Annotated in this window: 14 protein-coding genes and 1 tRNA gene; 6 read left to right on the top strand and 9 right to left on the bottom strand. The window is 71.4% G+C overall.

Features of this window, described 5'->3' with window-relative positions:
• Window positions 1-87: 87 nt before the first annotated feature.
• The 7 genes from ACQPYE_RS03505 to ACQPYE_RS03475 all read right to left on the bottom strand — a co-directional run bounded on the left by ACQPYE_RS03505 (window position 88) and on the right by ACQPYE_RS03475 (window position 7,662).
• Window positions 88-507 (bottom strand): VOC family protein, encoded by a 420-nt coding sequence (locus ACQPYE_RS03505; protein WP_498719090.1) that lies wholly within the window; start codon window positions 505-507, stop codon window positions 88-90.
• Window positions 508-639: 132 nt separating this feature from the next.
• On the bottom strand, window positions 640-3,615 hold the full coding sequence (locus ACQPYE_RS03500) for a UvrD-helicase domain-containing protein (protein ID WP_498719089.1): 2,976 nt from the start codon (window positions 3,613-3,615) through the stop codon (window positions 640-642).
• A gap of 230 nt (window positions 3,616-3,845) precedes the next feature.
• A tRNA-Ala gene (locus ACQPYE_RS03495) sits at window positions 3,846-3,918 on the bottom strand.
• A gap of 63 nt (window positions 3,919-3,981) precedes the next feature.
• On the bottom strand, window positions 3,982-4,674 hold the full coding sequence (gene sepX, locus ACQPYE_RS03490) for a divisome protein SepX/GlpR (protein WP_498719088.1): 693 nt from the start codon (window positions 4,672-4,674) through the stop codon (window positions 3,982-3,984).
• Between the two features lie 161 nt (window positions 4,675-4,835).
• A complete protein-coding gene (locus ACQPYE_RS03485; protein ID WP_498719087.1) occupies window positions 4,836-5,492 on the bottom strand; it encodes a GNAT family N-acetyltransferase in 657 nt (218 codons plus the stop codon).
• A 50-nt stretch (window positions 5,493-5,542) separates the two neighbouring features.
• A complete protein-coding gene (gene glp, locus ACQPYE_RS03480) occupies window positions 5,543-6,766 on the bottom strand; it encodes a molybdotransferase-like divisome protein Glp (RefSeq protein WP_498719086.1) in 1,224 nt (407 codons plus the stop codon).
• A 14-nt stretch (window positions 6,767-6,780) separates the two neighbouring features.
• Window positions 6,781-7,662 carry a UTP--glucose-1-phosphate uridylyltransferase gene (locus ACQPYE_RS03475; protein WP_498719085.1) on the bottom strand — a complete coding sequence of 294 codons (882 nt, stop codon included), beginning with the start codon at window positions 7,660-7,662 and terminating at the stop codon, window positions 6,781-6,783.
• A gap of 38 nt (window positions 7,663-7,700) precedes the next feature.
• On the opposite strand from ACQPYE_RS03475, the gene ACQPYE_RS03470 reads away from it, so the two are divergent.
• The 6 genes from ACQPYE_RS03470 (at window position 7,701) to mscL (ending at window position 11,557) form a co-directional block, all read left to right on the top strand.
• Window positions 7,701-8,267 carry a 5-formyltetrahydrofolate cyclo-ligase gene (locus ACQPYE_RS03470; protein WP_498719084.1) on the top strand — a complete coding sequence of 189 codons (567 nt, stop codon included), beginning with the start codon at window positions 7,701-7,703 and terminating at the stop codon, window positions 8,265-8,267.
• Window positions 8,268-8,368: 101 nt separating this feature from the next.
• A complete protein-coding gene (locus ACQPYE_RS03465; protein WP_498719083.1) occupies window positions 8,369-8,683 on the top strand; it encodes an FmdB family zinc ribbon protein in 315 nt (104 codons plus the stop codon).
• A gap of 88 nt (window positions 8,684-8,771) precedes the next feature.
• A complete protein-coding gene (locus tag ACQPYE_RS03460) occupies window positions 8,772-9,281 on the top strand; it encodes an SAF domain-containing protein (RefSeq protein ID WP_498719082.1) in 510 nt (169 codons plus the stop codon).
• 462 nt (window positions 9,282-9,743) lie between these two features.
• Entirely contained in the window at window positions 9,744-10,163 is a 420-nt protein-coding gene (locus ACQPYE_RS03455; protein ID WP_498719081.1) for a VOC family protein, read from the top strand.
• Window positions 10,163-11,104: an RNA polymerase subunit sigma-70 gene (locus ACQPYE_RS03450; protein WP_498719080.1), complete on the top strand. Its 942-nt coding sequence runs from the start codon at window positions 10,163-10,165 to the stop codon at window positions 11,102-11,104. The genes ACQPYE_RS03455 and ACQPYE_RS03450 overlap by 1 nt, the downstream gene beginning before the upstream one ends.
• A 51-nt stretch (window positions 11,105-11,155) precedes the next feature.
• Window positions 11,156-11,557: a large-conductance mechanosensitive channel protein MscL gene (gene mscL, locus ACQPYE_RS03445; protein ID WP_498719079.1), complete on the top strand. Its 402-nt coding sequence runs from the start codon at window positions 11,156-11,158 to the stop codon at window positions 11,555-11,557.
• Window positions 11,558-11,928: 371 nt separating this feature from the next.
• Here mscL and ACQPYE_RS03440 read toward each other — a convergent pair whose 3' ends face one another.
• Window positions 11,929-12,138 (bottom strand): hypothetical protein, encoded by a 210-nt coding sequence (locus ACQPYE_RS03440; protein WP_498719078.1) that lies wholly within the window; start codon window positions 12,136-12,138, stop codon window positions 11,929-11,931.
• Entirely contained in the window at window positions 12,135-12,635 is a 501-nt protein-coding gene (locus ACQPYE_RS03435; protein WP_123748144.1) for a MogA/MoaB family molybdenum cofactor biosynthesis protein, read from the bottom strand. The genes ACQPYE_RS03440 and ACQPYE_RS03435 overlap by 4 nt, the downstream gene beginning before the upstream one ends.
• Between the last annotated feature and the right edge of the window lie 76 nt (window positions 12,636-12,711).

Genomic DNA, 12,711 nt, shown 5'->3' with positions numbered 1-12,711 from the left:
TCGGCGGTCGGCTTCGTTCTAACCGAGGTACGGGAACGATGTTTCCGTACATTTCTCGGCGATGATCACTCGAAGGTGTGACGCGGGCTAGCAGACGCAGAACTCGTTGCCCTCCGGGTCGGCCATGGTCACGTGGTGTTCCGGGTACTCCCGCACCACGCTGCCCCCGGCCGCCAAGAGCTGGTCGACCTTGCGCCACACCGTCGCCCAGCGGTCCTCCGGCGGCGCCTCCAGGCTGACCCGGACGTCGAGGTGGAGGCGGATCTTCTCCGTCTTCGGTTCCCGCACCTGTTGCAGGAACAGCCTCGGGCCCGCGCCCGTCGGGTCGTGCAGCCAGGCGCCGTCGTCCTGGTCGTCGTCCGGGTCGTCGTGGTGCGCCACCCACTCCGCCCGCGTCTTGAACGGCGCGGGTGGGGGTTCGTCCTCGTAGCCCAGGGCCAGTTTCCAGAACTCGGCCAGCTCGGTCGGGTGGTGGCAGTCGAGGGCCAAGCCGATGGTGTGCGCCATCTCACGACCGTAGCCGCGGGGTCCGACACTCCCGGAGCAGCGAGGCCGGCGGTGTCAGCGCAACGTGTCAGCGCGAGGCTGTGTCAGAGGAAAGGCGGTGTCAGAGGAAGGCGGTGTCAGCGCGAGGCGGTGTCAGAGCAAGCTGAGTTGGGTGCCCTTGCGCTTGCGCCTCGGCTGCGCGTCGCCCAGCTGCTCGTAAGCCTTCAACGCCGCCAGGAACGGGGACCTCGGCCGCCCCGTCGTGTGGCTCAGGAACAGGTGCCGCTGCGCCCTGGTCATCCCGACGAACAACAACCGGCGCTCCTCGTCCACCGCCTCGGCGTCGTCCGACCCCGGCCACCGCAACGGCAGCAGGCCGTCCTCGCACCCGACGATGAACACCACCGGGAACTCCAGGCCCTTCGACGCGTGCAGCGTGAGCAGCGAGATCCGGTCCGCCCGCGGGTCCCACGTGTCCACCTCCACCCCCAGCGCGAGAGCCGTGTGGAAGCGCTCGAAGTCCGTCCCGCACTCGACGGCCAGGGGTTTCAGCAGCTCGTAGGCGGTGTGGTCGTCACCGGCCACCGCACGCACGCGGTCCAGCACGGTGGAGCCGGCGGCGAACTTCAGGTCATGAGCGATCCGCGCCACCCCGGGCCGGTCCGCCAACCGGTCGTGCGAGCGCTTCTGGAACGGCAGGCCGGACTGCGTCAACGCCTCGACCAGCGCCCGCGACCGCCGATCCGTCCGGTACAGCACGGCGAAGTCCGAGAAGCCCAGCCCCTCCGTGCCGTCACCCACCACCCGCCCGCTGTCGAACGCGTGGAACGACGCGCCACCCAGCACCTGCTCGATCGTCCGCGCCACGAACCCCGCCTCGGCCGCCTCCGACGACGCGTGGTGCACACCGATCGGCGCGTCGCCGTGGTCCACCATCGGCCGCAGCTCGCGCCCCGGCACCAGCGACGACGGCGCGATCACCGCCAACGCGCCCGTCACCACCGCCGTCGACGACCGGTAGTTCCTGGTCAGCTGCACGGTCCGGGCAGTGGGGAAGTCCTCCCGGAACCGCAGGAAGAACCCGACGTCCGCACCGCGGAACCGGTAGATCGCCTGGTCCGGGTCGCCGATCGCGGTCAGGTTGCCGTCCGGCGGCGCCAGCAGCCGCAGCAGCCGGTACTGCTGCTCGTCCACGTCCTGGTACTCGTCCACCGACACCCACCGCCACCGCGCCCGGTAACCGGAGACCAGCGAGGGCGACTCCTCCAGCAACGACAGCGGCAACGAGATCAGGTCGTCGAAGTCCACCAGGTCCTGCGCCCGCAACGCCTTCTTGTACCGCGCGTCCCCGGTGGCGACCAGCTCACGCGCTTCCTTCTCGTCCGCGACGACGGACAGCGCCACCTCCAGCTGCCGCTCCGGATCCGCCACCCCGAACGACGTCGACAACCCGAACGACGCGCCGTGCTCCCGCAGGATCAGCACCCCGAGCGAGTGGAACGTCGCGACCGTCACCTCACCGGCGGCGTCCGGCGCCAGCCGGGCCAGTCGTTCCGCCATCTCCTCCGCCGCGCGCCGGGTGAACGTGATCGCCAGGCACTCCGACGCCGGCACGCCCCGCGACGTCACCAGGTCCGCGATCCGGTGCGTCAACGTCCGCGTCTTCCCCGTCCCCGGCCCGGCGATGATCAGCAACGGTCCGCCGTCGACCTCGGCCGCCGCCCGCTGCTCCGGGTCCAAGCCGTCCAGCAAGGACGAACCGGCGGACTCCGGGACGGGCGTCGCGACGGCGACCGGGGCAGGCGCGGGCACCGGCCGGGCACGCTCCACAGTGGACGGAGCCGGGGCGTCGTAGTCGAACAGCGCGAACGCCGACCGCCGACGCTCCAGCTCCCCCGGCTCGAACACCCTGATCACGCCGTACTCGCCGTCGTACCCCGAGTCGCGCACCACCTCGCCGCGCCGCAGCCGGGTCACCGCCTCGGCCAGCAACGTCGAGTGCACGGCGATGTCGTCCGCCGGCACGTCCTGGAGGATCACCAGCTCCGGTCCGAGCGCCGCGGTCAGCTTGTCGATCTCCGCGACGACCTTCTTGCTCTTCGGCCCGGTGCCGACGATCTCGCTCATGATCTCCGGCAACGGCACCAGGCTGGTGAACCCGGCCGCACCGGCGGGCCGCGAGCCGTGCAGCCGGTCGGCCAGCTCCACCACCCGGCTGAGCACGCCGACCGTCAACGGCTTGCCGCACTCCGGGCAGATCCCGTTGTGCGCCACCGTCTCCTCGGGCTCCATCCGCACACCGCACTTGCGGTGCCCGTCGACGTGGTACTTGCCCTCCTCCGGGAAGAACTCCAGCGACCCGGCGAACCCGTCACCGGTCTCCAACGCCGACCGCACCGAGTGGTAGTCCAACTCCGTGTCGAACACCGTCGCCTCACGCCCCAGCGCCGGCGGCGAGTGCGCGTCGGAGTTGCTGACCAGCCGGTACTGGTCCAGGCTCGACACCCGCCAGTTCATCTCGGGGTCCGACGACAGCCCGGTCTCCACCGCGAAGATGTGCGGGGCCAGGTCGACGTAGCAGTCCTGGATCGCGTCGAACCCGGACTTCGACCCGAGCACCGCGAACCACGGCGTCCAGACGTGCGCGGGCACCAGGTAGCCGCCGCACTCCAGCGTGATCTCCAGCAGGTCGCGCGAGTCGAGCCCGAGGATCGGCCGCCCGTCCGACCCGAGGTTGCCGATCTTGGCCAACCGGGCGTTGAACCGCGCCGCCGACGCCAGGTCGGGCATGTAGACCAGGTGGTGGACCTTGCGGGTGCGGTCGCCGCGCTTGTAGATGGTCGAGATCTCGACCGACAGCATGAACCTCACCGGCGCCGCGGCCAACGACGGCGGCAGCTTGCGGTCGATGTCGCGGTCGAGGTCGTCCCGCAGCCGGTACAGGCCGGGCGTCGCCTCGACCAGGCTCTCACTGAGGTGGTCGTACCAGGCGGGGTGGGTGAAGTCGCCGGTGCCGACCAGCGAGATCCCCTTGCGGCGGGCCCACCAGGTCAGGTGTTCGAGGTCGCAGTCACGGCTGCAGGCCCGGGAGTACTTGGAGTGGATGTGGAGATCCGCCACAAAGCGCACCGGCCAGAGCGTACTGACCGACCCACTCCGCCCTCGCGCGAGGCCTCCGCGACTACCTCCGACACTTGTGGACGGTCGATATCGCGCCATCACGCGCATGAAACGCAACCACCACAGGGGAATCCGGTGCGAACCGACCGGGCCGGCATTGGGGGTTGCACCCACCACACACACAAAGCACAACGACCGACCAGGTTCGCGTTTCCGCGAACACAGGTCGGCCGAGGCCGTGGAGCTGAGGGGAATCGAACCCCTGACCTACTCGATGCGAACGAGTCGCGCTACCAACTGCGCTACAGCCCCGTGTTCTGTTGTCGTGCGGGAGGAAGCATATCAGTAGCCGGGGGGTGGTTTTGCCACCCCCCTCTACTCGCCCGACGCCCGGCGGTACGGGAGGGCTTCGGGGCCGTCCAGCTCGACGAACAGCGGGTCCTCGTCGTCCAGGTCCACCACGACGGTGCCGGGGCGGGCCTGGTGCTGGAACCTCGGTTGCGGGGGCAGGCCGGACTGGTCGCCGGACGGCTCGGACTCAGCGGACGGCGTGGTGGCGGTGTGCGGCGGCGCGTCCGCGGTCGGTCGCGCGGTGGTGCGGCGGCGGGGCTGGGAGTGCCTGGCCACGCGGCGCGCGCGGATCTCCTCCTCGATCCGCACCTGCCGGCGCAGGTACCCGAGGTAGGAGACGAGCGTCACGTCGACGGCGGCGTGGCCCCACCAGGCGAGCGGGTAGAGCACGCCCGCGACGACGCCCGTGACCAGGGCGAGCAGCAGCAGCGTGCCGACGACGCGGCGGCGGAAGGCGTACTTCGCCTGGGCCACGATCGCCGCGGTCTCCGGGTCGTAACCGCCCCGCCCCGGGCGGAACGGCCGGTGCTCGACGAAGTCGGCGCCCGGCTCGTCGTAGTCGTCGTACTCCTCGAAGTCCGTGTCAGCCTCGGGCATGGCGTCGTACTCCTCCTCCATGCTGCCGCGCGACGCGTCGGCGCGCTTGCGCGCGACCATCGGCACGAGGACGACCAACCAGGCCACGACCAGTCCCACGACGATCAGCGAGCTCGGCATCCCCGTCACCTCCCCCTACCCCGCGGCGCGCTCGGTGGTGCACATGCCACGCTAGTCACAACAGTCACACCTGTGTCGGAGGCACGCCGACTGGCGTACGTACCAAAGTGTGGTGTATCACCCACTTTCGGGTGATCCGAATAAGCCGGTCGGCCTGCGGATCAGGCGGTTCGGGCGTACCCCTGTGCGACCAATCGGCGTACGAGCCCTTCCGGTGACGCCTCTTCGGCGGTCATCGCCAGGCACAGGTGGTCACGCCAGTCGCCCGCCACGTCGAGGTAGCGCTGGAACAGCCCCTCCTCGCGGAAGCCCGCCTTGGCGAGCACCCGCAGGCTGGCCCGGTTCTCCGGCCGCACGGTCGCCTCCAGCCGGTGCAGGCCGCCCGTGCCGAAGCAGTGGTCGACCACGAGCGCCAACGCCGCCGTGGCCACGCCGCCGCGCGCCCGGTCGGCCGCCACCCAGTAGCCGACCCACGCCGAGCGCAGCGAGCCGCGCACGACGTTGCCCACGGTGATCTGCCCGGCCAGCACGCCGTCCACGGTGATCACGAACGGCAGCGCCTGGCCGCGCCGGGCCAGCGACTTGAGCGACGACCACTGCGGCGGCCACGCCAGCGGCGCGTTGCGCTCGTGCCACCCTTCGGCCGCGGTGGGCTCCCAGTCCTCCAGGTACGCCCGGTCGCGCAGCCGGGCCCGCGACCACGCCGAGGCGTCGAACAGCTTCGGCGGACGCAGCTCCACCAGGCCCGCCGCGACCCTCAGCGGTCCGAGCCGCGCGGGCCAGCCGGGGTGCCGACCGCCGTCACCCGCGAAACTCATCCATTCCCCCGGTGCCTCTTTCCCGTCAGGGGTCCGTCCCGTCGGGGGTCTCATCCCCGTTGGGCGAGGAAGCTGACCATGACCTCTTCGCCGACCGCCACGTCCGTCACGTCCTCGTCGACCATGACCAGGCAGTTCGCCTCGGCCAACGATGCCAGCAGGTGCGACCCGGAGGTACCCAGTGGCTGCACCAGGTACTCGCCGTTGTCCGCGTCGCGCAGCAGCTGGCCGCGCAGGTAGCCGCGCCGGCCCTTCGTGGACGTCAGCGGCGACAGCAGCCGCGCGCTGACCGCCCGCCGGTACGGGTTGCGCTTGCCGAGCGCGGCCCGGATCAGCGGACGCACCAGCACCTCGAAGACGACCAGGGCGCTCATCGGGTTCGCCGGCAGCAGGAACGTCGGCACCGCGTCCGGTCCGAGCCGGCCGAAGCCCTGCACCGAACCGGGGTGCATGGCCACCCGGGTCACGTCCACGTCGCCGAGGTCGGCCACCGCGGCGCGCACCTCGTCGCCGATGACGCCCCCGACGCCACCCGCGACCACCACGATCTCCGACAGCAGCAACCTGCCCTCGACGACCTCGCGCATCCGGCGCGGGTCCGACGACTGGATGCCGACCCGGCTGACCTCGGCGCCCGCGTCCCGCGCGGCGGCGGCCAGCGCGTAGGAGTTGACGTCGTAGACCTGGCCCTGGCCCGGCGTGCGGTCGACGTCGACCAGCTCCTCGCCGAGGGAGATCACCGACACCCTCGGCCGGGGGTGGACCAGCACCTTGTTGCGGCCGACCGCGGCGAGCAGGCCGACCTGGGCGGCGCCGATGGACGCGCCCCGGCGCACCGCGACGTCACCGGTCTGCACGTCCTCGCCGGTGCGCCGCACGAACGCCGCGGACGGCACGGGGCGGTGCACGGTGACCTTCGCCGCGTGCCCGTCGGTGTAGCCGACGGGCACCACGGCGTCGGCCAGGGTCGGCAGCGGCGCGCCGGTCGCGACCCGGACCGCCTGGCCGGGTTGCAGCCGTCTGGGCTGGCGGGACCCGGCGGGGATCTCGCCGACCACCGGGAGGGTGACCGGTTCCTCGTTGGCCGACTGCACGTCGACGCTGCGCACGGCGTAGCCGTCGACCGCCGCCTGGTCGAAACCGGGCAACGCGCGCTCGGCGACGACCTCCTCGGCGCACAGCAGGCCCTGCGACTCGGAGATCGCGACCCGCACGGGGGCCGGCCGCACGGCGGCGGCGACCACCCTGGCGAGCTGCTCGTCCACTGACCTCATAAGTTCGACCTCGTTCAGGAGTTGGCGAGGCGTGCCCGCAACCACTCCCCCAGCTCGGGCCCGTAGTCGGGGTGCTCGAGTGCGAAGTCAACCGCAGCTTTGAGGAATCCCCCCGGATTGCCCAGGTCGTGTCGCCCACCGCGGTGGACCACGACGTGCACGGGGTGACCCTCGTTGATCAGCAGCGCGATGGCGTCGGTGAGCTGGAGCTCGCCGCCCGCGCCCGGCGTGATGCGCTTGAGGGCGTCGAAGATCGCCCGGTCGAGGAGGTAGCGGCCGGCCGCGGCGAACGTGGACGGCGCGTCCTCGGCCTTGGGCTTCTCGACCATGCCGACGACCTGCTTGACGTCGTCGTCACCGGTCTCCCTGACGTCGAAGACGCCGTAGGCGGAGATCTGCTCCTTGGGGATGTCGAACGCGCACAGCACGCTGCCGCCGAGCTTCTCGCGGACCGCGGACATCCTGGTCAGCACGCCCGTGGGCAGCACCAGGTCGTCGGGCAGCAGGACGGCGACGGCTTCGTCCGCGCCGGTCAGGTTGCCCTCGGCGCAGGCGACCGCGTGGCCGAGGCCCAGCGCCTTGTCCTGGATGGCCGTCTCGACGGTGAGCAGGTTCGGCGCGCGACGGACCTTGGCGAGCAGGTCGGACTTGCCGCGCTCCTCGAGCGTCGCCTCCAGCTCCGGCTGCGGGCGGAAGTACTCCGCGACGGCGTCCTTGCCGGGGGAGGTCACGATGACGAGCTTCGTCGCGCCGGCTTCGGCGGCCTCGGTGGCGACGAGTTCGATGCCGGGGGTGTCGACGACCGGCAGCAACTCCTTGGGCACCGCTTTGGTGGCGGGGAGGAAGCGCGTGCCCAGGCCTGCCGCCGGCACGATTGCTGTCTGGAAGGCGCTCATGGGCTGCGAGCGTAACGGCGCGCTTAGGGTGACCTGCCATGACGTCCGGTGAACGTGATCGGAAGGCGACTCTGCGCACACGGCTGCGGGCCGGGCGGCGGGGCGCGGTGCTGCCTCAGATGGCGGACGAGGTGCTGGCCGCCGTCGCCGCTTTCGGCGTTTTGCCTGGTGAGACCGTGTGCGCTTATGTGGCTTCGGCGGCGGAGCCCGGGTCGTTGGCGATGGTGGAGGCGTTGCGGTCGCACGGGCTGCGGGTGTTGCTGCCGGTGGTGGTCGGGGACGGGTTGGACTGGGCCGCGTACGACGGGCGGTTGCGGGTGAGCGCGTTCGGGCTGAAGGAGCCGGTGGGGCCGTTGTTGGGTGCGGAGGCGGTGCGGTCGGCGGCCTTGGTGCTGGTGCCGGCGTTGGCGGTGGACCACTCGGGGGTGCGGTTGGGCAAGGGCGGCGGTTACTACGACCGGGTGTTGGGGTCGGCCGCGGGCCCGGTGGTGGCGGTGGTGCGGGACGAGGAGTTCGTGCAGGCGTTGCCGGCGGAACCGCACGACGTGCGGGTGGACGCGGTGCTGACGCCCGCGCGGGGTGTGGTTCGGCTGCCGTCGCTGTGACTTTGACCTGTGATGTTTGCGCCACGGATGCCGAGTGGCGCATCATCGGTGTTGGCACTCGTGACGCAGGAGTGCCAAACAGGACTCGTGGAGGGCTCACCGTGCCGACCTACCAGTACGCCTGCACCGAGTGCGACCACCGGTTCGACGCGGTGCAGTCCTTCTCGGACTCCGCGTTGACCGAGTGCCCCCAGTGCTCCGGCAGGTTGCGCAAGCTCTACGGCGCGGTCGGTGTCGTGTTCAAGGGCAGCGGCTTCTACCGGACCGACAGCCGTTCGTCTGCTACCGGGGCTCCCGCGGCCTCGCCGGCTCCCGCAGCCGCGAAGTCCGAGTCTTCGTCGTCGTCCTCTTCGACGTCGTCGTCCTCGTCTTCGTCGTCCTCGACGTCGAGCGCTCCGGCTGCCGCCGCCTCCTGAGCGGAAGTTGTCCACAAGCCCCCGAGTTGTCCACAGCTCGGGGGTTGACGCTGTCCGAGCACCTGTTCCGCCCCCTACCGTCGGAACCGTGCTCCTCCACCTCAGAAGGATCCTGGCGGGCCTGTTGGCCCTGGTAGCCGTGGGTGTCGCCGTGCTGCCGGACGGCTCGACGGTCGACGTCGTGGTGGCGTCGCGCGATCTGGCTCCCGGCGTGCCGCTCGGTGCGGACGACGTGCGCGTGGTCGCCGTGCCACCGTCTTCGTCGCCGGCGGGCGCGGTGTCGTCGAGTGACGCTTTAGGTCGCAGCCTGGTGAGCGCCGCCCGTTCCGGCGAGCCACTGACCGACGCCCGCTTGTCCCCGGTCGACCCGGGTGTGTCGTCGGTGGCCGTGCGCTTGGCCGACGCCGGGGTGGTCGGGCTGCTGCGGCCGGGGAGCCGGGTGGACGTCGTCGGCGCGGAGTCGGAGGTGCTGGCGGTGGACGCCTCGGTGGTCGCGGTGCGCGAAGGCGAGGTGGTCGTGATCTCCGCCGAACGTGCGGCAGCCCACCGCCTAGCCGCCGAAACCCTGGCCGGCCCAGTCGCCCTGATCCTGCGCTAACCCACCCACACCCCGCCACCCCGCCACCCCGCACCCAACACCTCGCCCAGTACCGGCGCACCGCCCTTCCTCACCAGCTACTCCCAACCCCCGGCCCCGGCTGGGCTACCCCGCCCACCCTCCAACCAGCCATCCAGCCGAGCCAGGCCAGGCCAGGCCAGCCCTGCCCGGCCCACGCCGTTGCCCGACCCACCGACCACCACCCGCCCATCAACCGTGCCTGACCGCGCTGGCCCGGATCTGCTCTGCGATCTCGTCTGTCGACCCGCCTTGCCCACGCCGCTGCTTGCCGCGCCGCCGTTGCCTGGTTCGCGATCTTGTCTATCGGCAGGCGGCAGGCGGGTGTGAGCTGGGAAGACGAAGTTTTCATCGGGTGACCGATGAGTTTCCGGCGCGCCTGTCGTTCCACCCGGTACAAGGCATTGCAGGGTGGGGCTCCGGCCCCGTACCGAGGAGAGAACCGTGGACTGGAAGCTGCAAGTCGTCGTCGTTCCCGTGTCCGACGTCGAGCGCGCCAAGGCCTTCTACGCCGAGACGTTGGGCTTCACGCTCGACACCGACCACCGCTCGGGCGACGCCTTCCGCGTCGTCCAGGTCACCCCACCCGGCTCGGCGTGCTCCATCGTCTTCGGCACGGGCCTGGGCGACAGCGGTGCGCCCGGGTCGCTCAAGGGCTGCCAACTGGTGGTCTCCGACATCGAGGAGGCACACGCGCACCTCGAGGCGAAGGGCGTGGCGAACTCCGGCCCGCAGCACTTCGAGAACGGCGTGATGACGCCCGGAGCGGACCCGGCCGGCGGGGACTACAACTCCTTCATCTTCTTCGACGACCCGGACGGCAACACGTGGGCCGTCCAGCAGGTCGCGAAGCCCCTGCGCTGATGTTCGAGCAGGCCACCCGGCAGCACCGCCGCGAGCTGCACGTCCACTGCTACCGGATGCTCGCCTCCTACGAAGAAGCCGAGGACGCCGTGCAGGAGGTGTTCCTGCGCGCCTGGCGGGCGTGGGACACCTTCGACGGCGGCAACGTCCGCGCCTGGCTCTACAAGATCGCCACCAACACGTGCGTCGACCTGATCCGGGCCAAGGCGCGCACGCCCAGGACCCAGCCGGAGATCAGCTGGCTCACGCCCTACCCGGACCGCCTGCTGGACCAGGTGGCGCCGACCGACGACGAGCCGGACGTGGTGGCGGTCGCGCGGGAGACCGTGGAGCTGGCCTTCCTGGTGGCCCTGCAACTACTCCCCGCACGGCAGCGGGCGGCGTTGCTCGCGCGGGAGGTGTTGGGCATGACGGCGCAGGAGACGGCCGGCCTGCTCGACATCAGCGTGGCCGCCGCCAACAGCGCGCTCCAGCGCGCCCGCGCCACCATGCGGCAGCACCTGCCGTCCCACCGCAACGACTGGACGGCCCGGGAGCCGAACCCGCGGGAGCGCGAGCTGCTGAGCCGGTTCATCGACGCCCACCAGCGGTGTGACGCGGTGGCGGCCGTGGCGATCGCGGCCGAGGACCTGAGGGTCACCATGCCGCCCGCGCCGCTGTGCTTCGACGGGCTCGACCAGGTCGCGGCGCTGGTGGAACGCGCCCTCGGCCCCGACCGGGAGGGCGACTGGCTGCTCGTGCCGACCCGGGCCAACCGGATGCCGGCCGCCGCCAGCTACCTGCGCCGACACGGCGACACGGTGTTCCGGGCGCTCAAGTTGGACGTCCTGCGCGTCGAGGGCGACCGAATCGCCGAGATCACCACGTTCGGCCCCTCGAGGTTCGAGCTGCTCAGCCTCCCCGCGACACACGTACCCGGAGCGTCACCGGTGAGCCCCTGAGCCGTTACCCTCCGCTGGCCCCCACCCATACCCCGAACGGAGGAGCCAACCGTGATCAAGGGCTTCAAGGACTTCCTCGTGCGCGGCAACGTGATCGACCTCGCCGTGGCGGTGGTCATCGGCGCCGCGTTCACCGCGATCGTCACCGCGTTCACCACGAACCTGATCAACCCGATCATCGCGTTGTTCGGCGGCAACAACGTCAACGGCCTGGCCGTTCAGCTGGGCAGCAGCGACAAGACGATCATCGACTTCGGCGCGATCATCACGGCGGTGATCAACTTCCTGATCGTGGCCGCGATCGTCTACTTCATCTTCGTGCTACCGATGAACAAGCTGAAGGAGCGGCGCAAGCGCGGTCAGGAGGTCGGCCCCGCGGAGCCGACCGACGTCGAGCTGCTCAAGGAGATCCGCGACCTCCTCGCCGCGCAGCAGCGCCAGCGCCAGGACTGACCGCGGCAGCGGCACGAACTCCGGTAGGACTGGGACGAAGATCGACCGGCGGCGAACGGGCCAACCGGCGCGAACAGGTCAGCTAGCACGCGGGCAGGCCGGCCGGCGCGGACAGGCCAGCCGGCGCGAGTAGGTCGGCCGCGAGTAGGTCAACCGGCGATGGAGATGGGTCGCCCTGGCGGTAGAGATGGGTCGATTCGGCGGTGGAGACGGGTCGACATGGCGAAGGTGCGGGTTGACCGGCGCGAAGGGGCGGGCCGGCGGAGGTCGGGTCGTTCGGTGGCGCGGGACGTGGTCGGGAGTGGCCTGGCGCGGGCGGGATCAGCCGTCACGGTGGCGGCTGGTGATCCGCTCGGGCCAGGACTGGCCGCCTAACCGCCGTGGTGCGGCGGCCGGTTCTCCTCGTACCAGCGGTCGTCGCGGCCGGTGGGGTGTGGCTCGTCCGCCGAGCCCTCCGGCAGCACGTCGCCGAACACCTCGGCCAGCCGACGACGCCGCGCCGCCTCCTCCGCGACCGCGGCAGCCGAGGCGGCCGGGGTGGCGTCAGCGGTGGCGTCGGCGTCGTCAGCCGGCCCGGTCATGCCTCGTCCAGTCCCGAGAGCTGCTCGATCACGTACGGCACCAGGGCCGACAACGTCGCCATGCCGTCACGCACCGCCGACCGCGACCCGGCCAGGTTCACCACGAGGGTGCTGCCGGACACGCCGACCAGCCCCCGCGAGATGCCCGCGTCGACGGCTCCCGCCGCCAGCCCCGAGGCCCGGAGCGCCTCGGCGATGCCGCTGATCGGCCGGTCGAGCACGCCCTGCGTGGCGTCCGGCGTCACGTCGCGCGGCGACACCCCGGTGCCGCCGACGGTGACGACCAGGTCGACACCGCCGATCACCGCGGTGTTCAGCGCGGCGCGGATGCCCACGACCTCGCCCTCCACCGCGACCGTCCCGTCGACGATGAACCCTGCTTCCTCCAGCAACTCGGTGACCAGCGGTCCTGTGCTGTCGTCGTGCTCACCGTGCGCCACCCGGTCGTCCACGATCACGACAAGGGCGCGTCCCAGTCGCTGCGCGCTGCGTTCCATGAGCGCCACCGTAGCCAATCGGAGGATCTGACGGTTCCGTGACGTCACGCTGCCGCGCCGCCCGATCCCGCCGAAC

It is taken from the genome of Actinosynnema sp. CA-299493 (genome assembly GCF_050946825.1).
Classification (GTDB): Bacteria; Actinomycetota; Actinomycetes; order Mycobacteriales; family Pseudonocardiaceae; genus Actinosynnema.
Note: the sequence above shows the minus strand (reverse complement) of the source record. Positions and strands in the feature narration are given on the sequence as shown.

What these genes read in the sequence shown, in the direction of transcription:
- ACQPYE_RS03475 (WP_498719085.1), bottom strand. Translation starts at nt 7,662, where the DNA reads ATGAGCGCCTTCCAGACAGCAATCGTGCCGGCGGCAGGCCTGGGCACG.
- glp (WP_498719086.1), bottom strand. Translation starts at nt 6,766, where the DNA reads ATGAGGTCAGTGGACGAGCAGCTCGCCAGGGTGGTCGCCGCCGCCGTG.
- sepX (WP_498719088.1), bottom strand. Translation starts at nt 4,674, where the DNA reads ATGCCGAGCTCGCTGATCGTCGTGGGACTGGTCGTGGCCTGGTTGGTC.
- ACQPYE_RS03485 (WP_498719087.1), bottom strand. Translation starts at nt 5,492, where the DNA reads ATGAGTTTCGCGGGTGACGGCGGTCGGCACCCCGGCTGGCCCGCGCGG.
- ACQPYE_RS03505 (WP_498719090.1), bottom strand. Translation starts at nt 507, where the DNA reads ATGGCGCACACCATCGGCTTGGCCCTCGACTGCCACCACCCGACCGAG.
- ACQPYE_RS03440 (WP_498719078.1), bottom strand. Translation starts at nt 12,138, where the DNA reads ATGACCGGGCCGGCTGACGACGCCGACGCCACCGCTGACGCCACCCCG.
- ACQPYE_RS03450 (WP_498719080.1), top strand. Translation starts at nt 10,163, where the DNA reads ATGTTCGAGCAGGCCACCCGGCAGCACCGCCGCGAGCTGCACGTCCAC.
- ACQPYE_RS03435 (WP_123748144.1), bottom strand. Translation starts at nt 12,635, where the DNA reads ATGGAACGCAGCGCGCAGCGACTGGGACGCGCCCTTGTCGTGATCGTG.
- ACQPYE_RS03470 (WP_498719084.1), top strand. Translation starts at nt 7,701, where the DNA reads ATGACGTCCGGTGAACGTGATCGGAAGGCGACTCTGCGCACACGGCTG.